General features: G+C 65.3%; 16 protein-coding genes. 7 read left to right on the plus strand and 9 right to left on the minus strand.

The genetic code is table 11. The annotated features are described in order from the left end of the window. The first annotated feature begins 7 nt into the window (after positions 1 to 7). The 5 genes from treS to treY are packed head-to-tail and all read left to right on the plus strand — an operon-like array spanning position 8 to position 12062. Positions 8 to 3304 carry a maltose alpha-D-glucosyltransferase gene (treS, locus tag ACE10W_RS31570; protein WP_011089506.1) on the plus strand — a complete coding sequence of 1099 codons (3297 nt, stop codon included), beginning with the start codon at positions 8 to 10 and terminating at the stop codon, positions 3302 to 3304. Beyond that, positions 3297 to 5444, plus strand: a complete 2148-nt coding sequence (gene glgB / locus ACE10W_RS31575) for a 1,4-alpha-glucan branching protein GlgB (RefSeq protein WP_038965697.1) — start codon at positions 3297 to 3299, stop codon at positions 5442 to 5444. The genes treS and glgB overlap by 8 nt, the downstream gene beginning before the upstream one ends. Positions 5445 to 5447: 3 nt before the next feature. Beyond that, a complete protein-coding gene (glgX, locus tag ACE10W_RS31580; RefSeq protein ID WP_011089508.1) occupies positions 5448 to 7526 on the plus strand; it encodes a glycogen debranching protein GlgX in 2079 nt (692 codons plus the stop codon). After that, positions 7523 to 9274 (plus strand): malto-oligosyltrehalose trehalohydrolase, encoded by a 1752-nt coding sequence (gene treZ / locus ACE10W_RS31585; protein ID WP_375762379.1) that lies wholly within the window; start codon positions 7523 to 7525, stop codon positions 9272 to 9274. Before glgX ends, treZ begins: the two co-directional genes overlap by 4 nt. Before the next feature lies 1 nt (position 9275). Further along, positions 9276 to 12062: a malto-oligosyltrehalose synthase gene (treY, locus tag ACE10W_RS31590; protein WP_375762380.1), complete on the plus strand. Its 2787-nt coding sequence runs from the start codon at positions 9276 to 9278 to the stop codon at positions 12060 to 12062. A 3-nt stretch (positions 12063 to 12065) separates the two neighbouring features. On the opposite strand, the gene ACE10W_RS31595 is transcribed toward treY, so the two are convergent. Further along, the gene (locus ACE10W_RS31595; RefSeq protein ID WP_375762381.1) at positions 12066 to 12383 is read right to left on the minus strand and encodes a polyhydroxyalkanoic acid system family protein; all 318 of its coding nucleotides are present in this window, start codon (positions 12381 to 12383) and stop codon (positions 12066 to 12068) included. A 181-nt stretch (positions 12384 to 12564) separates the two neighbouring features. Here ACE10W_RS31595 and ACE10W_RS31600 point away from each other — a divergent pair, with 181 nt between their 5' ends. Beyond that, positions 12565 to 12729 (plus strand): DUF3309 family protein, encoded by a 165-nt coding sequence (locus tag ACE10W_RS31600; RefSeq protein WP_007595743.1) that lies wholly within the window; start codon positions 12565 to 12567, stop codon positions 12727 to 12729. Positions 12730 to 12842: 113 nt separating this feature from the next. Here the strand turns inward: ACE10W_RS31600 and ligD are convergent, their stop codons facing one another. Then, positions 12843 to 15521, minus strand: a complete 2679-nt coding sequence (ligD, locus tag ACE10W_RS31605) for a DNA ligase D (protein ID WP_375762382.1) — start codon at positions 15519 to 15521, stop codon at positions 12843 to 12845. A gap of 116 nt (positions 15522 to 15637) precedes the next feature. Here ligD and ACE10W_RS31610 point away from each other — a divergent pair, with 116 nt between their 5' ends. After that, entirely contained in the window at positions 15638 to 16522 is an 885-nt protein-coding gene (locus ACE10W_RS31610; RefSeq protein ID WP_375762383.1) for a Ku protein, read from the plus strand. A 111-nt stretch (positions 16523 to 16633) separates the two neighbouring features. On the opposite strand, the gene ACE10W_RS31615 is transcribed toward ACE10W_RS31610, so the two are convergent. The 7 genes from ACE10W_RS31615 to ACE10W_RS31645 all read right to left on the minus strand — a co-directional run bounded on the left by ACE10W_RS31615 (position 16634) and on the right by ACE10W_RS31645 (position 25106). Then, a complete protein-coding gene (locus tag ACE10W_RS31615) occupies positions 16634 to 17323 on the minus strand; it encodes a response regulator (RefSeq protein WP_375762384.1) in 690 nt (229 codons plus the stop codon). Then, the gene (locus tag ACE10W_RS31620) at positions 17320 to 20043 is read right to left on the minus strand and encodes a DUF4118 domain-containing protein (protein WP_375762385.1); all 2724 of its coding nucleotides are present in this window, start codon (positions 20041 to 20043) and stop codon (positions 17320 to 17322) included. The genes ACE10W_RS31615 and ACE10W_RS31620 overlap by 4 nt, the downstream gene beginning before the upstream one ends. Before the next feature lie 40 nt (positions 20044 to 20083). Continuing rightward, the gene (locus ACE10W_RS31625; protein ID WP_011089516.1) at positions 20084 to 20689 is read right to left on the minus strand and encodes a K(+)-transporting ATPase subunit C; all 606 of its coding nucleotides are present in this window, start codon (positions 20687 to 20689) and stop codon (positions 20084 to 20086) included. Positions 20690 to 20866: 177 nt separating this feature from the next. Beyond that, a complete protein-coding gene (kdpB, locus tag ACE10W_RS31630) occupies positions 20867 to 22981 on the minus strand; it encodes a potassium-transporting ATPase subunit KdpB (RefSeq protein ID WP_375762386.1) in 2115 nt (704 codons plus the stop codon). Positions 22982 to 23030: 49 nt separating this feature from the next. Further along, positions 23031 to 24734: a potassium-transporting ATPase subunit KdpA gene (gene kdpA / locus ACE10W_RS31635; protein ID WP_375762387.1), complete on the minus strand. Its 1704-nt coding sequence runs from the start codon at positions 24732 to 24734 to the stop codon at positions 23031 to 23033. 112 nt (positions 24735 to 24846) lie between these two features. Beyond that, complete coding sequence (locus ACE10W_RS31640; protein WP_038965694.1) at positions 24847 to 24936, minus strand: K(+)-transporting ATPase subunit F; 90 nt, start codon at positions 24934 to 24936, stop codon at positions 24847 to 24849. 11 nt (positions 24937 to 24947) lie between these two features. Beyond that, positions 24948 to 25106, minus strand: coding sequence for a hypothetical protein (locus ACE10W_RS31645; RefSeq protein ID WP_162494044.1), 159 nt, complete (start codon positions 25104 to 25106; stop codon positions 24948 to 24950). Positions 25107 to 25204: the final 98 nt, after the last annotated feature.

The raw sequence follows: 25204 nt of genomic DNA on the forward strand, positions 1-25204 counted from the left end.
TAACGCCATGAATGTTCTGTCTTCCGTCGATACCAAGAAGATTGAGGCTGCCGAGGTCGTGGATGAGCTCTGGTACAAGGACGCCATCATCTACCAGCTGCACGTCAAGGCGTTTGCGGACAGCAACAATGACGGCATCGGGGACTTCGCCGGCCTGACCGAGAAGCTGCCCTATCTCCAGGAGCTCGGCGTCACCGCGCTGTGGCTGCTGCCGTTCTATCCCTCGCCCGGGCGCGACGACGGCTACGACATCGCGGACTACGGCTCGGTCAATCCCGATTTCGGGACGATGAAGGACTTCAAGCGCTTCATCCAGGAGGCGCAGAAGCGCGGCTTGCGCGTCATCACCGAGCTTGTCGTCAACCACACCTCGGACCAGCACAAATGGTTCAAGCGTGCGCGCCGCAGCCATCCGGGCTCGAGCGCCCGCAACTGGTACGTCTGGAGTGACACCGACCAGAAATACCAGGGCACGCGCATCATCTTCACCGACACGGAAAAGTCGAACTGGACCTGGGATCACGAGGCCGGCGCCTTCTACTGGCACCGCTTCTTCTCGCACCAGCCGGACCTCAATTTCGACAATCCGCGCGTGGTCAGCGCGCTCATCCAGGTGATGAAGCGCTGGCTGGACGCCGGCGTCGACGGCTTCCGGCTGGATGCCATTCCCTATCTCTGCGAGCGCGAGGGCACTTCGAACGAGAACCTCCCCGAGACGCATGCGATCATCAAGCGTCTGCGCCAGGAGCTGGATTCCTACTCCAAGGGCAAGCTGCTGCTGGCCGAGGCCAATCAATGGCCGGAGGACGTGCAGGAATATTTCGGCCGTGGCGACGAGTGCCACATGGCCTACCACTTCCCGCTGATGCCGCGCATCTACATGGCGATCGCGCAGGAGGACCGCTTCCCGATCACCGACATCCTGCGCCAGACGCCGGACATTCCGGCAAGCTGCCAATGGGCGCTGTTCCTGCGCAACCACGACGAGCTGACGCTGGAAATGGTCACCGACGTCGAGCGCGACTATCTCTGGACCACCTACGCCAACGACCCGCGCGCCCGCATCAACGTCGGCATCCGCCGGCGTCTCGCGCCGCTGATGGACAACGACCGCCGCAAGATCGAGCTGATGAACTCGCTCTTGCTGTCGTTCCCCGGTACGCCGATCATCTATTACGGCGACGAGATCGGGATGGGCGACAACATCTATCTCGGCGACCGCAACGGCGTGCGCACGCCGATGCAGTGGAGCCCGGACCGCAACGGCGGCTTCTCGCGCTGCGACCCGGCCCGTCTCTACGCGCCGCTGATCATGGATCCGGTCTACGGCTATGAATCGGTGAACGTGGAGGCGCAATCGCGCAGCCTGTCCTCGCTGCTCAGCGCCACCAAGCGGCTGATCTCGGTGCGCAAGTCGACGCTCGCCTTCGGCCGCGGCACCATGACCTTCATCCGCCCGGCCAACCGCGCCGTGCTGGCCTATGTCCGGCAGTACCACGACGAGGTGATCCTCTGCGTTGCCAACCTCTCGCGGGCGGCGCAGGCGACCGAGCTCGACCTGTCGCCGTGGAAGGACCGCATCCCGCAGGAGATGCTCGGCCGCACCCGCTTCCCGCCGATCGGCGAGCTGCCCTACATGATCACGCTGGGGCCGTACGGCTTCTACTGGTTCCATCTCATGGAGCGCGACAAGTCCGAGCCGGTGACGCCGCGCGCGGTGCCGGAATTCGAAACGCTGGTGGTGCCGGTCAACTCGACCTGGGTGTCGCTGGCGCGCGAGCGCGGCGTGTTCGAGCACGATGTGCTGCCGGGATTCCTGTCGCGGACACGCTGGTATCCCGAGCACGATCCCAAGCACATCAAACCGACGCTGACCTCGGCGGTGCCGTTCTGCGACATCGGCGACAACCGGCCCTGGATCGCGTTCTTCGAGGCGGCGCAACAGGACGCCGTTGCGACCCGCTACGTGCTGCCGATGCAGATCGAATGGGTGCGCTTCGACCGCGAGCGCTTCAACCCGAAGGCGCTCGCCGCCGTGCGCCAGGGCGCGCGCGAAGGTACGCTGCTCGACGTCGCGACCGACCAGATCTTCATCGGCTTGTTCCTGCGCAACCTGTCGCAGAACCTGGTGGTGGAAGAGAACAATCTGCGGCTGGAGTTCAAGGCGACCAGCCGGTTTGCCGACTACACCATCAAGGAGCCCGGACGCATCCGCGCGATCGAGCAGTCGAACAGCACCGCGCTGGTCGACAACCAGTACGTCGCCAAGATCTATCGCCAGCTCGAAGGAGGCACCAATCCCGAGATCGAGATCGGCCACTACCTCACGGAAGTCGCCCGCTTTGCCAATACGCCGGCGCTGCTCGGCAGCGTCGAGCTGGTCGAGGGCGATCAGCGCAGCACACTCGGCGTGCTGCATGCCTATGTCGAGAACCAGGGCGACGGCTGGGCGGTGACCACGGGCTATCTCGACCGCTATATCGACGAGCAGCGCGTCTTGTCGGCGGGCGAAGCGCCGCGCGAGACCCAGGAGCAGTCGCCCTACCTGCACTTCGTCATGCAGATCGGCCGGCGCCTCGCCGAGCTGCATGTCGCTCTGGCCGCGGCAAGGCCTGACGATCTCGCTCCGGAGCCGATCGGCTCCGCCCACATCAGGCACTGGGTCTCCGACCTCAAGGCACGCGCCGGGCGGGTTTTCGAGCGACTGGCCGACAGCCGCGACGGCCTGCGGGAAGCGGACCGGCCGCTGATCGACCAGCTCACGGCGCTGCGCACGAGCCTGCCCGACCGCCTGAATGCGCTCTTGCCATCCGACATCGACGGGTTGAACATCCGTCATCATGGCGACTTCCGCCTCGGGCAAATTCTGATCGTGAAGGACGATATCTGCATCATCGACTTCGACGGCGATCCGCGTCTGCCGCTGGCCGACAAGCGGCGCAAGCTGCCTGCCGCGCGCGACGTCGCCGGTCTGATCCGCTCGATCGATCTTTCGGTGAACGTGGCGCTTGGCCGGGCCCTGTCAGGAGGCACTGACGAGCAGAGCCGGCTTGTAGCCGCGCTCAGTGAATGGCGCGAGCGCGCCACCACGACCTTCCTGTCCGCCTATCGCGAGGCCATGACCGATCGGCGGCTGTGGCCGGAAGATCCGCAATCCGCGGAAGGCCTGTTAAGGTTTTTCCTGCTTGATCAAGCGTTCGACGAAGTAGAGTACGAGCTGTCCCACCGGCCTGAGGGGCTCCATGCGCCGCTGACCGGACTGCTTCGCATTCTGTCCAATGCCGAGAGCGAAGCCCATGCCTAAACTACCTGCCGAGGCCTACGCGATCATCGAGGGCCGCCACGCCGACCCCTTCCACTATCTCGGGCTGCATCCCGAGGGCGGCAAGAGCGTGGTGCGCGCCTTTCTGCCCGAGGCTTCCAATGTCGAGGCGGTCGGCGAGCACGGCGAGGTCGCCCGGCTCGACCGCGTCCACGACGCAGGCCTGTTCGTCGGCGCCTTGCCGAACGGCTCGAAGCATTACCAGCTACGCGCCAAATTCGGCGACAGCATCGTCGAGTTCGAGGACGCCTACCGCTTTCCGCCGATCCTGACCGATTTCGACCTCTATCTGCTCGGCGAAGGCACCCATCAGCGCCTCTATGACAAGCTCGGCGCGCACCCGATGACGCTCGACGGCGTCGACGGCATCGGCTTCGTGGTGCTGGCGCCGAATGCGCGGCGCGTGTCTGTCGTCGGCGATTTCAATTTCTGGGATTCGCGGCGCCATCCGATGCGGGTGCGCGGCAGCGGCTATTGGGAATTGTTCATCCCACACGCCAAGCGGGGCGATCACTACAAGTTCGACATCGTCGGGCCGCACGGCCATCAGCTGCCGCTGAAATCCGATCCGATGGCGTTCGCGAGCGAGGTGCGTCCGAAGACGGCCTCCATCGTGTTCGACGAGGCGCACCTGCCGCGGCCGCGCCCGGCGCCTGACGGCATCAATGCGCTGTCGGCGCCGATGTCGATCTACGAGGTCCATCTCGGCTCGTGGCGGCGCAAGGGCGACAATGAATGGCTCACCTACCGCGAGCTGGCCGAGCAGCTGCCGGCCTATGCCCGCGACATGGGGTTTACGCATCTCGAATTCCTCCCCGTCAGCGAGCACCCGTTCGACGGCTCATGGGGCTATCAGCCGACCGGCCTCTATGCACCGACCAGCCGGTTCGGCACGCCGGAGGATTTTGCCGCGCTGGTCGACGCCTGCCACCGCGAAGGCGTCGGCGTGCTGCTCGACTGGGTGCCCGGTCACTTCCCGGACGATCCGCACGGGCTCGGCAGCTTCGACGGCACCTCGCTGTACGAGCACGCCAACCCGCTGCAGGGCCGGCACCTCGACTGGGGCACGCTGATCTACAATTACGGCCGCACCGAAGTGACGAACTTCCTGGTGTCGAACGCGCTGTTCTGGCTGGAGCGCTACGCGATCGACGGCCTGCGCGTCGATGCCGTCGCATCGATGCTCTATCTCGACTACAGCCGCCCGCCCGGCGCCTGGATTCCCAACCAGTATGGCGGACGGGAGAACATCGAGGCGATCGCGTTCCTGCGCCGCTTCAACACCGAACTGTTCGCCCGCTTTCCGCAGGCAACCACGGCGGCGGAAGAATCCACGGCGTGGCCGCAAGTCTCGCGCCCGGTCGAATTCGGCGGGCTCGGCTTCGGCTACAAGTGGAACATGGGCTGGATGCACGACACGCTGAACTACATCAGCAAGGATCCGATTCACCGCAAGCATCATCACGGCGAGATCCTGTTCGGCCTGCACTATGCCTTCTCGGAAAATTTCATCCTGCCGCTGTCGCATGACGAGGTCGTGCACGGCAAGCGCTCGATCCTGGGCCGCATGCCCGGCGACGAATGGCAGCGCTTCGCGAACCTGCGTGCCTATTACAGCTTCATGTTCGGCCATCCCGGCAAGAAGCTCTTGTTCATGGGCGCCGAGATCGCGCAAAGCCGCGAATGGAATCACGACCAGTCGCTCGACTGGCACCTGCTCGAATACAAATATCACTCGGGCATCCAGGCGCTGATCCGCGACCTCAACCGGCTCTATCGCGCGGTGCCGGCGCTGCACCAGATGGACTGCGACCAGGCCGGTTTCGAATGGCTCATTACCGACGACGCCAATCGCAACGTGTTCGCCTGGCTGCGCAAGGGGCTCGACGAGCACGCGCGCTGCCTCGTGATCGTCAACTTCTCCCCCAACGTCTATCGCAACTATCGCGTTCGCGTGCCCTTTGCCGGCAAGTGGAAAGAGGTGCTCAACTCGGACTCCGCCCATTATGGCGGCAGCAATGTCGGGAACATCGGCGAGGTTCATGCCGTCGACGGCAAGACGCCCGAGCTCCGCCTCACCATTCCGCCGCTCGCCGCGATCTTCCTCGTTCCGGAAAGCTGACCGATGCGCCTGACTGCCGGATCGCCCGCACGCCTCGGCGCAAGCTGGGACGGACGCGGCACCAACTTCGCGCTGTTCTCGGCCAACGCGCAGAAGGTCGAGCTCTGCCTGTTCGACACGCAAGGCCGCCGCGAGCTCGAGCGCGTCGAATTGCCGGAACGGACCGAGGACGTCTGGCACGGCTATCTCAACGACGTCTCGCCGGGCCAGCTCTATGGCTATCGCGTGCACGGCCCCTACGAGCCCGAGCACGGCCACCGCTTCAACGCCAACAAGCTGCTGCTCGATCCCTATGCCAAGCGGCTCTCCGGACGACTGGTCTGGAGCGATGCGCATTTCGCCTACCGCACCGGCTCACCGCGCGAGGACCTGTCCTTCGACCGGCGCGACAATGCGCGCGGCATGCCCAAGGCCGTCGTGGTCGACGAGACCTTCAACTGGGGCCGGCGCGAGATCCGTCCCAACATCGCCTGGGAAGACACGATCATCTACGAGGCTCACGTCAAGGGCCTGACGCAGAAGCGCGACGACGTCCCGCCGAACTTGCGCGGCACCTATGGCGGCCTGTCGTCGCCGGCGATGATCGAGCATCTGAAGAAGCTTGGCGTCACCACGATCGAGCTGCTGCCGATCCACAGTTTCGTCGACGACCGCATATTGGTCGAGAAGAAGCTCGCCAATTACTGGGGCTACAACACGCTGTCCTTCTTCGCGCCCGAGCCGCGCTACGCCCAGGACAACGCGCTCGATTCCTTCCGCACCACGGTCGCGCGCCTGCACGATGCCGGCATCGAGGTGATGCTCGACGTCGTCTACAACCACACCGCCGAAGGCAACCACCTCGGCCCGACGCTGTGCTACCGCGGCATCGACAACGCCTCCTATTACTGGCTGAACCGCGAGAACCCGCGCTATTACGACGATTTCACCGGCTGCGGCTCGTCGGTGAACCTCACCCATCCGCGCGTGCTGCAGATGGTGATGGATTCCCTGCGCTACTGGGTCGAGGTCTGCCATGTCGACGGCTTCCGCTTCGACCTCGCCACGACCCTCGCGCGCGGGCCCAACGGTTTTGATCGCGGCAGCTCGCTCCTGACCGCGATCCGGCAGGATCCGGTGCTGGCCGCCGTCAAGCTCGTCGCCGAGCCGTGGGACCTCGGGCTTGGCGGCTACCAGGTCGGGGCGTTCCCCTCGCAATGGTCGGAGTGGAACGACCGCTATCGCAGCGCCATGCGCCGCTACTGGAGCGGCGAAGGCAGCCTGATCGGCGACATCTCCAGCCGCATGACGGCATCGTCCGACCTGTTCAACCACGACGGACGTCGGCCGCGCGCCAGCATCAACCACATCACCGTGCATGATGGCTTCACGCTGGCCGACCTGTTCAGCTACAACGAGAAGCACAACGAGGCCAATGGCGAGGACAATCGCGACGGCTCCAACGACAACCACAGCAACAATTGCGGTGTCGAAGGGCCGACCGACGATCCCGGGATTCTCGGTCTGCGCCGCCAGCTTCGCAAGAACGTGCTGGCCTGCCTGATGCTGGCACAGGGCGTTCCACTGCTTCTCGCCGGCGACGAGGTCGGCAATTCGCAATCCGGCAACAACAACGCCTATTGCCAGGACAACGAGGTCGGCTGGGTCGGCTGGGGCAATCTCGGCAAGGACGGCGACGACATGGTCGATTTCGTCGCCGGTCTCGCCGACATCCGCCGCCGCTTCTCGCAGCTTCGCAGCCATCGCTGGCTCGACGGGCGCCCCAAAGACGGCCTCTCCTACGGCGCGCTGTGGCTGACGCCTGCCGGAGAGGAGATGACGGAGAACGACTGGAAATTCCCGGAAGGGCGGTTCCTCTCCTATGTGATGGGGCCGATGGAACCGGGCGGGGCCGCGATCTTTATCGTCCTGAACGCCGCTCCCGAAGAGATCGCATTCAAATTGCCCAAGATGACCGAATACAAGAGCTGGCAGCAGATCCTCAACACGACCGATGCCAAGCTGAACACGATCGACTTCCAGCCCGGAAGCGACAGCAAGGCGCCGCCGCGCTCCGTGCTCGCCTTCGCGGGGGCGCTATGAGGCCGTCCTTCGGCGCGAGGCCGACGAAGGAGGGCGTGTCGTTCCGCCTGTGGGCGCCCGGCGCGCGACGGGTCGATCTCCTGCTCGACCGAAGGCACGCGATGCAGCGCCGGCAGGACGGCTGGTATGTGGCAGAGATCGCCGGCCTGACCACCGGCAGTCCCTACAAGTTCAGGATCGATGACGAGATCGACGTGCCCGATCCGGCTTCCGCCTTCCAGCCCGAGGACGTGTTCGGCCCGAGTGAGGTGATCGATCATGACGCCTTCGCCTGGCGCGCGCGCGACTGGCGCGGCCGTCCCTGGGAAGAGACGGTGCTGATCGAGAGCCATGTCGGCACCTTCACAGCGGAAGGTACTTACCGCGCCATGATCGACAGGCTCGATCATCTCACGGCGACCGGCATCACCGCGCTTGAACTGATGCCGCTGGCCGATTTCGCCGGCTACCGCGGCTGGGGCTATGACGGCGTGCTGTGGTACGCGCCCGACAGCGCTTACGGTCGGCCCGAGGACCTGAAGACGCTGATCGACGAGGCGCATCTGCGCGGGTTGATGGTGTTTCTCGACGTCGTCTACAATCATTTCGGCCCCGAAGGGAACTACCTCGGACGCTATGCGCCGAGCTTCTTCACCGACGCGCACACGCCCTGGGGCAGCGCCATCGACTATCGCGTGCCGCAGGTGCGAGCTTTTGCGGTCGAGAACGCACTGTCCTGGCTCAGCGATTATCGCTTCGACGGACTGCGACTCGATGCCGCCAACCACATCATGGCGCTGCCCGGCGAGCAGTCGATGCTGCAAGACCTCAGCGTCGCCGCCGGCGAGCTTGCCAAGGCCACGGGGCGGCACATCCATCTGGTGCTGGAGAACGGCGACAATCGCGCCAGCTTGCTCGACGCCGCGCAGGAGCCGCCGAACGGCAAATATCGCGCGCAGTGGAACGACGACTATCACCACGTCTGGCATGTGATGCTCACCGGCGAGCTCGCCGGCTACTATGCCGACTACCAGACACCGCGCATGGATCTCGCACGCGCGCTCGCCTCGGGTTTCGTCTACCAGGGCGAGATCTCGGAGTTCTGGGGCAAGAAGCCGCGCGGCGAGCCGAGCCGCGAGCTGCCGCCGGCGACCTTCGTCAACTTCCTGCAAAACCACGACCAGATCGGCAACCGTCCGCTCGGCGACCGGCTCGAAAGTCTGGCATCGCCGCGGCAGATCGAAGCCGCGCTCGCGGTCACGCTGCTGGTGCCGATGGTGCCGATGCTGTTTCAGGGCGAGGAATGGGGCTCGAAGGTCCCCTTCCCGTTCTTCTGCGACTTCCAGGGCGGGCTGGCCGACGCCGTGCGCAAGGGACGCAGGCAGGAATATGCCTGGGCCTATGAGAAATACGGCGACGATGTGCCCGACCCGCTCGATCCGGCAACACTGCAATCGGCCGTGCTCGATTGGGGCGGCCGCACGCCGGAGCAGGATGCGCGGCTGGCTCTGGTGCGTGACCTGCTCGCGCTCCGCCGCAAGGAGATCATGCCGCGGCTGAAAGGCGCGCGCTTCGGCGACGCCGAGGCGACCGATAGCGGCTTGCTCCGCGCGCATTGGCGCATGGGCGACGGCACGACGCTGCGCCTCGTCGCCAATCTCTCGGATCACGAGATCATTTCCACCGACAATGCGGGCACGCCGATCTGGGGCGGCGCGGCCGGCGATCGGCTTCCGCCCTGGTCGGTGGTCTGGCGCCTCGGAGGTTGACATGCCTCCGGCCATTCCTCTCGCGACCTACCGGCTTCAGCTCACCGCGGATTTCGACTTCGACAAGGCTGCCGCAGTGGTGCCTTATCTCAAATCGCTCGGAATCACGCATCTGTATGCCTCGCCGGTGATGAAGGCGCGCAAGGGCTCGACGCACGGCTACGACACCGTCGATCACAGCCAGTTCAATCCGGAGCTCGGCGGCGAGGCCGGCTTTGCGCGGCTGAGCGAGGCACTCGGCAGGAACGACCTCGGCCTCATCATCGACTTCGTGCCGAACCATGTCGGCGTGCACTTTGCTGACAATCCCTGGTGGCTTGACGTGCTGGAATGGGGACCGACTTCGCCGCACGCGGCCGCCTTCGATATCGACTGGGATCTGCTGCCCCACCGCGCCCGCGGCGGCGTGCTGCTGCCGATCCTCGGTTCGTCCTATGGCGAGGCGCTGGAGCGCGGCGACATCGAGCTGCGCTACGATGCCGGCGAAGGCAGCCTTTCTGCCTGGTATTTCGAGCATCGCCTGCCGATCGCCCCGGAGCGCTATGGCGAAATGCTGCGGATGTTCGTGAAGGAAGCCGATGCCGCCGAGACGGAGGCCGGCAAGCGCCTGCTCGCGCTCGCGGCCCGCTACACCGGCCTTCGCCGTCCCAACCGCAAGGAAGCCCCTGGCTTCAAGACGGAGCTGAAGGAGATCGCGGGCGCGGCCGACATCATCGCGAGCGGCCTTTCCGCCTATCGTGCGGCCAAGGATCGTCCGGCGCAGACGCTGGCGCTGCATCATCTGCTGGAGCGCCAGCACTACAAGCTCGGTCATTGGCGGCTCGCCTCCAGCGACATCAACTACCGCCGCTTCTTCGACGTCAACGGGCTCGCCGGCCTGCGCGTCGAGGACCCCGGCACATTCGCTGCCACGCACCGGCTGGTGAAGCAGCTCGTGGCCGACGGCAGGCTGCACGGCATCCGGCTCGATCACATCGACGGCCTGCGCGATCCCGCCCAGTACTGCCAGCGGCTGCGCCGGCTGGTGCGCGACGCGCAAGGCAACACCAAGCCGTTCTACACCGTGATCGAAAAGATCCTGTGCGAGCACGAGCACCTGCCGCATTTCGCCGGCATCCAGGGCACCACCGGCTATGAGTGGATGAACGTCATCACGCAAGTGCTGGTCGACGCCAAGGGGCTGGAGGCGCTGGACGAGACCTGGCGGCAAGTCAGCAATCGCCCACCGCGGCTTGCGCCTTACGTCAAGGAGGCCAAGCGGCGGGTGCTGGAGACGCTGCTCACCAGCGAATTCATCGTGCTGACGCGCCTGCTCGCACGCATTGCCAACGGGCATTACTCGACCCGCGACTTCTCGGCCGACAGCCTGCGGCAGGCGCTCGAGCTCTACGTGCTGCATTTCCCGGTCTATCGCACCTATCTCACGTCCGGCGCGCCTGCCGCGCACGATCGCAAGCTGATCGACGATACCATCGCGCGTGCCCGGGCAGAGTGGTTCGCCGCGGACGAGGGCATCTTCGATTTCCTGCGCGATGCCCTCACCATGGACCTGCTCAAGCCCGGCCGGCCCCCGCACAGTGCCCCACGCGTGCGCCGCTTCGCGCTAAAGGTGCAGCAGTTCACCGGGCCGGTGATGGCGAAGTCGCTGGAGGATACCGCGTTCTACCAATTCCACCGGCTGCTTGCGCTGAACGAGGTCGGCGGCGATCCCGCGAGCACCGGCCTTGCCATTCCCGCCTTCCACGAGGCCATGCGCGCGCGCGCCAAGGAATGGCCGCAAGGGATGACGGCAACCGCCACCCACGACACCAAGCGCGGCGAGGACGCCCGCGCCCGGATCGCAGCGCTCAGCGAAATTCCCGGCGAATGGACCAGTGCAGTTTCGCGCTGGAAGGTGCTGAACGCGCCGCATCTCGCGCTCCATGGCCATCTGCGCGCGCCGTCGGCGACGTTCGAATACATGCTCTACCAGACCCTGCTCGGCGCCTGGCCGCTTCAGACACCCGCGGACGCCGGCTTCGTCGAGCGTATCCAGGCCTATGCGCTGAAGGCCGCCCGCGAGGGCAAGGAAGAGACGAGCTGGCTCAACCCGCACGAGACCTACGAGACCGGACTACGAGACTTCGTCGCGAAGATCCTCGATCCTGCGCAGTCGCGCGAATTCCTGGAGGCGCTGCAAACCCTGGCGCGCCGCGTCGCGCTGCTCGGCGCGTTGAACTCGCTGAGCCAGCTCACCCTCAAGGCAACGCTGCCGGGCGTCCCGGATTTCTACCAGGGCACCGAATTCTGGGATCTGACGCTGGTCGATCCCGACAACCGCCGTCCGGTGGATTTTTCCGCGCGGGATACGGCGCTTGGTTCGCTGTCCGGTCCGGATTGGAGCAGCCTTATCAAGACCTGGCCGGATGGCCAGCTCAAGCTGGCCTGGACGCGGCACCTCCTCAAGCTGCGCAACGAGCTCGCCGGCGTTTTTACGCAAGGCGACTACCAGTCGCTGGACGTCCATGGCGCGCACGCCGATCATGTCATCGCTTTCGCCCGTCGCCACGACCGCGCTGCGGCGATTGTCGTGGTCGGGCGATTGTTCGCGCCATTTTCGCAAGGCGGCCGGGAATGGCCCGCGCTCGAAGGTTTTGACGCCACCATCGACATCACCGGCTACGCCGCGCCGGGACTTGCGGGTAACGAGCTGCCGGTCGCGCAGGCTCTTCGTGATTTTCCCGCGGCCGTCATCGAGGCCCGTACAGCGGGCGCCATCAGGCCTGCGCGGCAGCGCGTGCGCGCCTGAAACTCACTTTCCCCCGTCCTTGGTCAGCAGCAACTGCCCGCGCTTGCGGATCGTCGCCTGCGCCATCTCGGCAAAGCGCTGCAACAGCCAGGGCAGCACGACTTGCACCTTGACGTGGTCGTCGGCGACGTCGACCTGGCCGGTGGCAATCTGCCCGAGTGCGCGGATGCGAAAGGTCATGCTGTCGCCGCTCCAGCGCTCCTCCTCCACCTGCATCACGGGAATGCTCGCCGCCGCGCGGCCAAGCCCGGACTTCAGCCGGCGCACCGCTTCCTCGCGGCCGAGACGATGGGGAATTGAAACGACAAGCGGTGCTGACATGGCCGTGCCCTACGCTGATTGAATCTCATTCATCATGCCGGCCCGAGCGGCAAAGGTTCCATGCAACTTGCACCTGTCGCCCCGTTTCAAAACCGGAACTTTAAAACCTGCGGCAAGTTGCCCCCGCACCAAAGGGACAGGTGCAAACGACCCTTTCAACAGAGGGCTGGAGGAGACTAGCATGTCTATCGGTACGATCATTCTGATCATTTTGGTCATCGCCCTGCTCGGCGGCTTCAGCGGCATCGGCGGCGGGCCGTTCTACGGCACCGGCTATTACGGCGGCGGCGGCCTCGGACTCGTCATCGTCATCCTGCTGATCCTGCTGCTGCTCGGACGGATCTAGCCAAGTCGGTCATTCCGGGGCGCGCGCAAGCGCGAACCCGGAATCTCGCGCCGCAAACCTCTGGATTCCGGGTCTGCGCTTCGCGCAGCCCGGAATGACGTTTAAAAGAGCGACTACCTCATCTTCCCCGCAAGCTTCTTCATCGCGGGCTTGATCGACGCGGCCGCATCGTCATAGCCCTCCCACGCCTTGGAACGCGCCAGCAGGCCCGGCACCGTCCGCACCGTATATCGCTTCGGATCGAGATCGCCCTTCACCTGCGCCCAGGTGACAGGCATCGACACGGTCGCGCCGTCGCGGGCGCGGGGCGATAGCGGCGCCACCGCCGTCGCCAGGCGATCGTTGCGCAGATAGTCCAGAAAGATCTTTCCGTTGCGCAGCTTCTTCGACATGTTGAGCAGATAGCGCTCGGGCTCGTCATCCGCCATCCATTGGCAGATTCCTTGCGCGAACGCCTTGGCCTCCTTCCAGCTCACCTGGTCGCGCGCGCCGTGGAGCAGCGGCACCACCACATGCAGGCCCTTGCCGCCGGTGGTCTTGCAGTAGCTCTCCATGCCAACGTCAGCGAGCCGCTGCCGCATCTGCTTGGCCGCCTCGACGACATCGGCGAAACCGACATCAGGCGCGGGGTCGAGATCGAACACCAGCCGGCCCGGCGTATCATACGCATCAGGCGCGCAATTCCAGGGATGCAGCTCGAGGCCGCCGATCTGCGCGACCGCGGCGAGGCCCTCGACGCGATCGATCTGCAAATACGGCTTGCGATCGCCGGACACCTTGGCGAGCTCGAGCAGGTTCGAGGTGCCCTGCATGGCATGGCGCTGGAAGAATGTCTCGCCGCCGATGCCGTCGGGCGCGCGCAGGATCGAGCAAGGTCGCCCCTTCAGGTGCTCGATCATCCAGCCGCCGACCGCCTCGAAATAGCGCGCGAGATCGAGCTTGGTAACGCCCTCGCCGTCGCCGCCATCCGGCCACAGCTCCTTGTCCGGCTTCGAGATCACGACGCCCATGACCTCGGCAGCGCCGGCATCTTTCTTCTTTCCGGACTTCGCAGGAACGCGCTTTCCAGCAGACGGCCTGGCGAGCTCGGTATCGGCGGGCGTCTCCGCCTCGACCTCCTCGGCCGGCTTGTCCTGCCGCAGCCCCTTGAAGGCGGCCTGGCGAATGTTGCCGTCGGCGGTGAAGCCGGCGAACTCGATTTCGGCGACGAGCTCCGGCTTCAGCCAGTGCACGTCCCGCGTCTTCTTCGGCGCGTTCTTGCCGCCGAACGGGCTGTCCTTGGCCTCCATGGCTTTAAGGGACGGCATGATGCGCTTGACCGTGTCGGCGCCGAAGCCGGTACCGACCATGCCGACGAAGACGAGGTGATCGCCGCGATGCACACCGGCCATCAGCGAGCGGAATTTGCCGTTGGTGGTCTTCCAGCCGCCGATCACGACCTCATGGCCGGCGCGGCATTTGGCCTTGGTCCAGCTCTCCGTCCGTCCCGACCGGTACGGTGCGTCCAGCTTCTTCGACACCACGCCTTCAAGCTCGAGCTTGCAGGCCGATTGCAGCACGGCGTCGCCGCCGCTCTCGAAATGCTCGACATAGCGGATCTGGTTCGATTTCCGCTTTTGTGCCTCCAGCAGCTCCTTGAGCCGCGACTTACGCTCCCTGAGCGGAAGGCGGCGATAGTCGCGGCCTTCGGCGAACAGGAGATCGAAGGCAAAGAAGATGAGGTCCTCGGTCTTGCCATCCGACAGCGCGGCCTGGAGCGAGGAGAAGTTCGGCGCGCCGTTGTGGTCGAGCGCGACAATCTCGCCGTCGATCATGGCCTCCGGCAGCGAATTCGCCTCCTTCGCGATGGAGGCGAACTTGTCGGTCCAGTCGAGACCCTTGCGGGTCTTCAGCGTCGCCTTGCCATCCTCGATGCGAAGCTGCACGCGATAGCCGTCGAACTTGATCTCGTGGCACCAGCCGTCGCCGGCCGGCGGACGCTCGACCGGCGTGCAGAGCTGCGGCGCGACGAAATCCGGCATGTCCGCGACCGTCTTGGCGTTCGTAGCCGCCGTGGCACTCTTCTTTGCGGCCTTGTTTACGGTCTTGCCGGCCTTCAACGCGGCGCGTGGCGCCGGCGCGACGGTCCGCCCCTTCGTCTCCTCGACGCGGTTGGATTGCCACACTGCATCGGCCTTGCCCTTGGCACCCTTCGCCAGCATGAACGGCTTTGGCGCGCGGCCCTTGCCTTCGGCGATCTGCGCCATCGCGCGGCCGGAGGCGACTGACTTGTCCTCGGCAAGGATGTCCTCGCCCTCGCGGGCATATTCGTCGCGATGCTTGATCAGCAGCCAGTTGGTCCGCTTGCCGCCATCGCGATCGTTGCGCATGCGGACCAGCACCCAGCTTCCGTGCAGCTTTTCGCCGTGCAGCGTGAACTTCAGGTCGCCCTTCTTGAAACCACGCTCGGGATCATCGGCCTCCCAGGTGCCGCGGTCCCACAGCATGACCGTGCCGCCGCCATACTGCCCTTCCGGAATCGTTCCTTCGAAATCGCCATAGTCGAGCGGATGGTCCTCGACCTCGACCGCCAGCCGCTTGTCGTGCGGATCGAGCGAGGGGCCCTTCGTCACCGCCCAGGACTTGAACACGCCGTCGAACTCGAGGCGGAAATCGTAGTGCAGCCGGCTGGCGTCATGCTTCTGGATCACGAAGCGTCGCTGTTTCGAAGAGGCTACCGCGGCCTCGCCGGAGGGCTCAGGGGTCTTCTCGAAGTCCCGCTTCTGTCGATAGGTGGAGAGTTTTCGCAGCACGACCGGTCCCGCATCTCTTTCGGCTTCAAGCCTATCACGGCAAAAGTCCCATCCGGAACCAAAACCCGACGCGCCGGTTGGAGTTCCAAAACGCCTTGAAAACGCTGGAGAATGGAATGGCCCCCCGCGCCTATTGGAAGGGAACGTTGAAGCTGTCGCTGGTCAGCTGTCCGGTCGTGCTCTATCCCGCAACGACCGCCGCGGAGAAGACCCGGTTTCACATGATCAACCGCGAAACCGGCAATCGCCTCAAGCAGCAAATGGTCGATTCGGAAACCGGCGACGTCGTCGAGAGCGACCAGAAGGGACGCGGCTACGAGCTGCGCAAGGGCAAATATGTCGAGATCGAACCGGAGGAGCTCGAGGCGGTCCAGATCGAGAGCAACCACACCATCGACATTGAGAGCTTCGTGCCGAGCGACGAGATCGACCAGCGCTACCTGGACCATCCCTATTACATCGCACCAGACGGCAAGGCCGCAATCGACGCCTTTGCCGTGATCCGCGACGCCATGAAGGACCAGGAGCGCGTCGCGCTTGCAAAAATCGTGCTTACCAACCGCGAGCATGTCATGGCGATCGAGCCGCTCGGCAAGGGCCTGCTCGGCACCACGCTGCGCTATCCTTATGAGCTGCGCGACGAGGACCAGTTCTTCGACGACATCAAGAGCCCGAAGATCACCAAGGACATGGTCGAGCTCGCCGGTCACATCCTGCACACCAAGGCTGCGCATTTCGATCCGAGCAAGTTCAAGGACCAGTACGAGACCGCGCTGAAGGCGCTGGTGAAGCGGAAGGCGAGCGGCAAGACGATCAAGCTGCCGGAACCGGAGGAGCGGCCGAGCAATGTCGTCAGCCTGATGGATGCGCTGAAGCAGAGCCTGAGGGGGCGCGGCGGGGGACGGCCGTCGGCCAAGTCGCATGGGCGGCGGACGCCTGGACGGGGACGAGCCGCGAAGAAGGTGCACCGGTCGACGGCGCGACAGAGGAAGGCGGGTTAGCTTGTCATTCCGGGGCGCCTCGAAGAGGCGAACTATGGTGCGCAATTGCGCACCTGAGAATCTCGAGGTTCCGGGTTCGATGCTTCGCATCGCCCCGGAACGACGGCTTAGTCAATCCCCCGCCTTCAGCCGGTACCCGATCCCCGTCTCCGTCAGCACATATTGCGGCCGTTCCGGATCGGCTTCGATTTTCTGGCGGAGCTGGCGGACGTAGACGCGGAGATATTGCGCGTCGGTCAGTTCGTCCCAGAGCTCCTTGAGCAGGAAGCGGTGGGTCAGCACCTTGCCGGCATGCTGCACCAGCACGCGCAGGAGGTCGTACTCCTTCGGCGACAGCTTGACCTCGCGCTCGCCGACCTTGACGATGCGGCGGACGAGATCGACCGAGAGATCGCCGGTGCGGAATATCGGTCGCTCGCCCTGGACCTGGAGCTGGTGCCGCAGCGCGGCGCGCAGGCGCGCCAGCAGCTCGTCCATGCCGAACGGCTTGGTCAAATAGTCGTCGGCGCCGAGATCGAGCGCCTGCACCTTGCCGGCCTCGTCGCCCCGGCTCGACAGCACCACGATCGGCACCGCTTCGTTGCGGGCCCGGATGGTGCGGAGCAGCTCGTGGCCCTGGATGTCGGGCAGGCCGAGATCGAGGATGATCAGCGCAGGCTCCTCGGTGAGCCTCTCCAGCGCAATCTTGCCGTTTGACGCTTCCAGGATCTCATAGCCCTGCGTCGTCAGCCCCATCCGCAGCAATTTGCGGATCGGTGGCTCGTCGTCGATGACCAGAACCTTGATCGGGGCGGCACTCATGCGGCGGTATCCAATGCGTGGGTCTGTGCCGGAACGGGCAAACGGATGGTGAGGACCGCGCCGCTCCGGTCGCTGCGGTTGGCGGCCGAGATCGTGCCATGCATCGCCTCGACGAAGCCTCGGGAAATGGCGAGCCCGAGCCCGGTGCCGGGACGAACGTGATCGCCCTTCTGCACGCGATAGAACTTGTCGAACACGCTCTCGACCTCGTCCGGCGGAATACCGCTCCCCTCGTCGGCGATCTGGAGCACCACTTGATCTCGCTCGCGCTGGCTCTTGATCGAGATCGTCGTCTCTGCCGGCGAATACTTCGCGGCGTTGTCGAGCAGGTTGAACAGCACCTGCTCGAACAACACGGCATCCAGCTGGAGCATCGGCAGATCGGCGGCCAGCACCAGCTCCACCTTGTGCGCCGTGAGGATCTTGGCTGCCCGCCGGAGTGCGCTGCCGACGATCTCGCTGAGATCATGCAGCGCCGTGTTGGGCACGATGGCGCCGGATTCGAGTTTCGTCATGTCGAGCAGATTGGCGATGAAACGGTTGAGCCGCTCGGATTCGTCGATCACGGTGGCCAGCAGGTCGCGCTTCTCGGTGTCGGACAAGGCACCTGCCAGATCGCGCATCGTGGAGGCCGCCCCCAACACGGAGGCGAGCGGCGTCTTGAGGTCATGCGAAATCGACGTCAGCAGTGCCGAGCGCAGCCGCTCGGATTCGACGGTGCGCTTGACGCGGTCCATGTCCTCGACCAGCAGCACGCGCTCGATCGCGAGCGCGCCCTGGTCGACCAGCGCGTCCAGCAGCCGGCGCTGGTCCGGCGTCAGCAACAGGCCGGTACGGTCGTTGTCGATGCCGATCACCCCGATCGGGCCGCGGCCGGTGCGCATCGGCAGGAACAGCCGTTTCGCACCCGGCAGCGTGTCCGAGCCGCGACCGGCCGGGCGATCATTGCTCCAGGCCCAGTTGGCGGCGGCAAGGTCCGCCTGGTCGAGCTGGTCCTCCGGCGGATAGCCGGACTTCACCGTGAGCAGCCCATCCTCCGGCAGCAGCAGCACCACGCGAACCTTCAGCATCAGCGCGATCTGATAGGCGGTCGCCCACAAGACGTCGTCGAGCGTGGCGGTGCCGGCGAGCTTGCGGCTGAAAGCATAGAGCTGCTCGGTGGTCCTGATGCGGCCAATCGCGGTGTCGGCCTGCGTGCGCACGCGCGCGGCGACATTGGAGACGATCATCGCCACCACCATGAACAGGACAAAGGCGGCGACGTTGGTCGGATCAGTGATCGTGAAGGTGTAGATCGGCGGCAGGAAGAAGAAATTATAGGACAGCGAGGCCGCGACGGTGGCGAGCAGCGACGGCCACAGGCCGTAGCGGACCGCGACCGCCACCACGGCCGTGAGCAGCACGAGGTCCACGTTCTCGATGCCGAACCGGGGCTGAATCAGCTCGGCGGCGCCGAGGCCGATCAGCACGATGCCGAGCGCCTTCAGATAGGGCAGCGGATCGAACGGCTCCGTCCGCGCCGCGGTCTGCACCGCGGTCTTGGGCGCCGCCTCGCCCGGCACATCGTCGCCGGCGATGACATGAACCGTGATATTGCCGGCACGGCGCACCAGGTCATGCACGACGGAGCCCCGCGTGATCTCGAACCAGCGCGAACGCGTCGACTTGCCGATCACGATCTGGGTGACGTTGTTGCCCTGTGCGAAATTGACGACGTCGTCGGCGATGCGGCGGCCGACCGCGGGAATCGTCAGTGCCTCGCCGCCCAGCGCTTCGGCGAGCCGCAGCGTGTCGGCGAGCCGGTCGCGCTCCTCATCGGAAAGCTGGAGGGAGCGCCGCGTCTCGATCGAAATCGCGGTGAACGGCGCATGCAGCCGGTCGGCCAGCCGCTTGGTGTAGCGCACGAGGCCGGCGGCGCGCGGATCCTCGCTGACGCAGACGAGAATACGCTCGCCCGCGGCCCAGGGGCCGGCGATGGCGTTCGCCTGCATGTGGGTGAGGAGCTGCTCGTCGACCCGTTCGGCCGTGCGGCGCAACGCGAGCTCGCGCAGCGCGGTCAGATTGCCCGGCGAGAAATAATGCTCCAGCGCCCGCTCGGCCTGCCTGGGGACGTAAACCTTGCCTTCTCTGAGCCGCTGGATCAGGTCGTCGGGCGTGAGGTCGATCAGCTCGATCGCATCCGCGCGGTCGAACACCGAGTCCGGCACCGTCTCACGCACCCGGACATGGGTGATCTGGGCGACGACGTCGTTCAGGCTCTCGATGTGCTGGATGTTGACGGCGGTGTAGACGTCGATGCCGTGGGAGAGCAGCTCCTCGACGTCGAGATAGCGCTTGGGATGGCGGCTGCCGGCCGCGTTGGTGTGGGCGAGCTCGTCGACCAGCGCGATTTGCGGCCGGCGCGCGATCACCGCGTCGAGGTCCATCTCCTCGATCGTCTGGCCGCGGTAGTCGAGCCTCTTGCGCGGGACGACTTCGAGCCCCCGCACCAGCGCCTCGGTCTCGGCGCGGCCATGGGTCTCGACGAAGCCGACCACGACGTCGATGCCGGCCTTGCGCTTGGCATGGGCACTTTGCAGCATCTCGTAGGTCTTGCCGACGCCGGGAGCCGCGCCGACGAAAATCTTCAGCTTGCCGCTCGCGCTTTCCTCCCGGCGCGCGGCTTCCAGCAGTGCCTCGGGAGACGGACGTTGTTCGGAATCGCGGCGCTCTCGGACCATTTTGCCAATATAATCATCTGCGCACCGGGAGCCTAGACCGCTACTTGGCGGCGGCGCGATCGAGCGCGAGATTCAACGCCAATACGTTAACGCGCGGTTCGCCAAGCAGGCCGAGCAGACGGCCCTGGACGTTGGAAGCCACAAGCTGCTTCACCGCCTCTTCCGGCATATTCCGGGCCTTGGCAACGCGCGGCACCTGGAATTGCGCGGCTTCCGGCGAGATATCCGGGTCGAGGCCGCTGGCGGACGTCGTCACTAGGTCGACCGGCACGGCGGCGTTCGGATTCTCCGCCTTCAGCTTGTCCACGTCTTCCTTCAGCCGGTCGGCCAGCGCCTTGCTGGTCGGGCCGAGATTGGAGCCGCCCGAGTTGGCGGCGTTGTAGGGCGCCGAGACGGTCTTGGTCGAATCATTCGGGTCCGGCGCCAGGGTCGCCGAGGGGCGGCCGTGGAAATATTTGTCGTCCTTGAACTCCTGCCCGATCAGGGCGGAGCCGATCACCTTGCCATCCTTCTCGATCAGGCTGCCTTGCGCCTGGGCGGGAAAGAGCATGCCCGCGATGCCGGTCATGGCGAGCGGATAGGCCAGGCCCGTGATGGCGGTGAGCACCAGCAGGAGGACGATGGCGGGGCGAATTTCTCTGAGCATGTTAGGTCTCCGGTTATTTCGTCATTGCGGGCGAAGCATCTCTGTCGTCGTTCCGGGGCGATGCAAGGCATCGAACCCGGAACCTCGAGATTCTCAGGTGCGCAATTGTGCTCCATAGTTCGCCTCTTCGAGGCGCCCCGGAATGACAGAGAGAATTTGCTCCTCGCATGACAACGATCAGGCCAGGTGCAAGGCGACGACGACGAGGTCGATCGCCTTGATTCCGATGAAGGGAATGACGATGCCGCCAAGCCCGTAGATCAGCAGGTTACGTCGCAACAGTGCGCCGGCCCCGACGGCGCGGTAGGCGACGCCCTTCAGCGCGAGCGGAATCAGCGCGATGATGACAAGCGCGTTGAAGATGATCGCCGACAGGATGGCGCTCTGCGGGCTCGACAGGTTCATGACGTTGAGCACGTTGAGCTGCGGGTAGAACGCCAAGAACATCGCCGGGATGATCGCAAAGTATTTTGCGACGTCGTTAGCGATCGAGAAGGTCGTCAGCGCGCCGCGCGTCATCAGCAGTTGCTTGCCGATCTCGACCACCTCGATCAGCTTGGTCGGGTTGGAATCGAGATCGACCATGTTGCCGGCCTCGCGGGCCGCCTGCGTGCCGGTGTTCATGGCGACACCGACATCGGCCTGCGCCAGCGCCGGCGCGTCATTGGTGCCGTCGCCGCACATCGCCACCAGCTTGCCCTTGGCCTGCTCGTCGCGGATCAACTTGAGCTTGTCCTCGGGCGTTGCCTGCGCCAGGAAATCGTCGACGCCGGCTTCCGCCGCGATCGCGGCGGCCGTCATCGGGTTGTCGCCGGTGATCATGATGGTGCGGATGCCCATGCGGCGCAGCTCGGCAAAGCGCTCGCGGATGCCGCCCTTGACGATATCCTTGAGCTGGATGACGCCGAGCAGCTTGCCGTCCTTCGCGACGGCCAGCGGCGTGCCGCCGGCTTTCGAGATCTCGTCGGCGACGATCTGGATCTCGCGGCCGACCTCCGAGAGCTCCGCAGGCTGGATCGCCCGTGCGGTGTTGCCGGAAGCCACCGCCAGCGGCGCGCCGCCTCCGACATAGTTCAGCATGGCATCGACCGCGCCCTTGCGCACCGACGAGCCGCCGGCATCGACGCCGCTCATGCGGGTCTGCGCCGTGAACGGGATGAAGGTTGCCCCGAGCTCGGCCATGTCGCGGCCGCGGATGCCATACTTCTCCTTCGCCAGCACGACGATGGAGCGGCCTTCCGGCGTCTCGTCGGCGAGCGAGGCGAGCTGAGCCGCGTCCGCCAGCTCCTGCTCGGCCACGCCGCGAACGGGGCGGAACGCGGTCGCCTGACGATTGCCGAGCGTGATCGTTCCGGTCTTGTCGAGCAGCAGCGTGTCGACGTCGCCGGCCGCCTCGACGGCGCGGCCCGACATCGCCAGCACGTTGAAGCGCACCAGGCGGTCCATGCCGGCAATGCCGATCGCCGACAGCAGCGCACCGATCGTAGTCGGGATCAGCGTCACGAACAGCGCGACCAGCACGACCACCGAGATCGAGCCGCCGGCATAGGCCGCATAGCTCGGGATGGTGACGGTGGCGAACACGAAGATGATGGTGAGGCCGGCGAGCAGGATGTTGAGCGCGATCTCGTTCGGCGTCTTCTGCCGCTCGGCGCCCTCGACCAGCTTGATCATGCGATCGATGAAGGTCGAGCCCTGCGCGGCGGTGATGCGAACGCGGATCCAGTCCGACAGCACCTGCGTGCCGCCGGTCACCGCCGAGCGGTCGCCGCCGGACTCGCGAATGACGGGCGCGGATTCGCCGGTGATGGCGGCCTCGTTGACGGAGGCGACGCCCTCGATCACCTCGCCGTCGGAGGGAATGGTGTCCCCCGCTTCGACCAGCACGATGTCGCCGACCTTCAGGCTCGTGCCCGGAACCAGCTTGAAGGCCTGGCCGGTGCCGGTGAGCAGCTTGGCCTGGCTCTCGGTGCGGGTCTTGCGCAGCGATTCAGCCTGCGCCTTGCCGCGGCCTTCGGCGACCGCCTCGGCGAAGTTCGCAAACAGCACGGTGAACCAGAGCCAGAGGATGATCTGGAACGTGAAGCCGAGATTCGCGCCGCCGGTGACGAGGTCGCGCAGGAAGATCACGGTGGTGAGCGCGGCCACGATCTCGACCACGAACATCACGGGATTCTTCACCATCAGTCGCGGGTCGAGCTTGGTGAAGGAGGCGCGGATCGCGGGCACTACGATCCTGGGATCGAGCATCGCCGATACGGCAGCACGTTTTTGCAGTTTCATCGTATCCATGGAGGTCACTCCAAACCAATCGGAAGATTGTCGATCAGAAGACGTGCGATCAGAAGACTTGGCCGGCGTTCATCGCGAGGTGCTCGACGATGGGGCCGAGTGCGAGGGCCGGGAAGAACGTCAAGCCGCCGATGATCAGGATGACGCCGACGACAAGGCCGACGAACAGCCCGCCCGTGGTCGGGAAGGTGCCCGCCGACGGAGGGATCGATTTCTTGGCGGCGAGCGAGCCCGCGATCGCCATCGCCGGAACGATCATGAAGAAGCGGCCGACGAACATCGCGCTTGCCAGCGTGAGGTTGTAGAAGAGGGTGTTACCGGTCAGGCCCGCGAAGGCCGAGCCGTTGTTGCCGGTCGCCGACGTGAAGGCATAGAGCACCTCGGTGAAACCGTGCGGGCCGGCATTCGCCATGGAGGCAACCGCCGCCGGATAGACCACACCGACCGCGGTCCAGCCGAGATACATCAGCGGCAGCACCAGGATCGCGAGCATCGCCATCTTGACCTCGCGCGCCTCGATCTTCTTGCCGACATATTCCGGCGTGCGGCCGACCATCAGGCCGGCCACGAAGATCGCGAGCACGACGAACAGCAGCATGCCGTAGAGGCCTGCGCCGACGCCGCCGACGATGATCTCGCCGAGCTGCATGTTGATCAGCGGAATCATGCCGCCGAGCGCGGTAAAGCTGTCATGCATGGCGTTGACGGCGCCGCACGAGGCGGCCGTCGTGATCACGGCGAACAGCGAGGACGCGACGAGGCCGAAGCGAACCTCCTTGCCTTCCATGTTGCCGCCGGTCAGGCCCAGCGCATGCATGGTAGAGGTGCCGTTGGCTTCCGCCCAGTAGGTGACCGCGACACCGGCGACGAACAGCACGCCCATCACGGCGAGGATCGCCCAGCCCTGGCGCTGGTTGCCGACCATGCGGCCAAACACGTTGGTGAGCGCAGCCCCGAGCGCGAAGATCGACAGCATCTGCACGAAGTTCGACAGCGCGGTCGGGTTCTCGAAGGGATGCGCGGCGTTGGCGTTGAAGAAGCCGCCGCCATTGGTGCCGAGCATCTTGATCGCGACCTGCGAGGCGACCGGGCCGACCGCGATGGTCTGCTTGGCGCCTTCGAGCGTGGTGGCCTCGACATAGTCGCCGAGCGTCTGCGGGATGCCCTGCCAGACCAGGATCAGCGTGTAGACGACGCAGATCGGCAGCAACACGTAGAGGGTACAGCGCGTCACGTCGACCCAGAAATTGCCGACCGTGCGCACCGAGGCGCGCGAGAAGCCGCGGATCAGCGCGACCGCGAGCGCGATGCCGGTGGCCGCCGACAGGAAGTTCTGGTGCGTCAGGCCGAGCATCTGCACGAGATAGGACAGCGTGCTCTCGCCGCCGTAGTTCTGCCAGTTGGTGTTGGTGATGAAGGAGATCGCGGTATTGAAGGAGAGATCCTGCGCAACCGCCGACTGCCCGGCCGGATTGAAGGGCAGCACGGCCTGGAGCCGCATCACGCCGTAGATGATCAGGAAGCCGCCGACATGGAACAGCAGCATGGCGACCGTGTAGGTCAGCCAATGCTGCTCGCGCCTCTCATCGACGCCGGAGATCCAGTAGATCCCGACTTCGATCGGACGCAGCACCGGCGACAGGAAGGTCCGCTCGCCGTTGAACACGCGCGTCATGTACCAGCCGAGCGGCTTGGTCAGCGCGACGATAATGACGCAGAAAAGAATGATCTGGAGCCAACCGATCATGGTCATGGCATTAACCCTTCAGGCTTTGTGTCTGGCGCAAGAGCGGCAGGAGCAGCGCAAGCAGGCCCGCGACGAGTGCGACGTCCGCCAGCAGCAATTCGGCAAGCAGCAGCACGGTTCAGAACCGCTCGGGCCGCAGCAGTGCATAAGTGAGGTAGAACAGGAGGCCGAAGGAGACGGCACCGGCGAGCGCATAATCGAAGATCATGGTGTGCTCCATCACAGCCGTTCGCAGGCGTAGGTGTAGCCGATCGCGAGGGCAAAGAAGACGAAGCCCAGCGCCAGCATCAGAATGTCCATCATGGCGATACTCCTCAATGCGAGACGATCTCCGGCATTGCCCGCCGGCGGGCCGCTTGCTGCGAGCGAATGCAACACGTGTCTCTCCCGGCCGGGAAACGTCACCGCGCCGAAGTGCCACCGCGCACATAGGTTTTCGAGATGAGGCCTATGGCGACGTTATAGGAATCTCATAA

The organism is Bradyrhizobium sp. B025, assembly GCF_042257955.1.
Classification (GTDB): domain Bacteria; phylum Pseudomonadota; class Alphaproteobacteria; order Rhizobiales; family Xanthobacteraceae; genus Bradyrhizobium; species Bradyrhizobium diazoefficiens.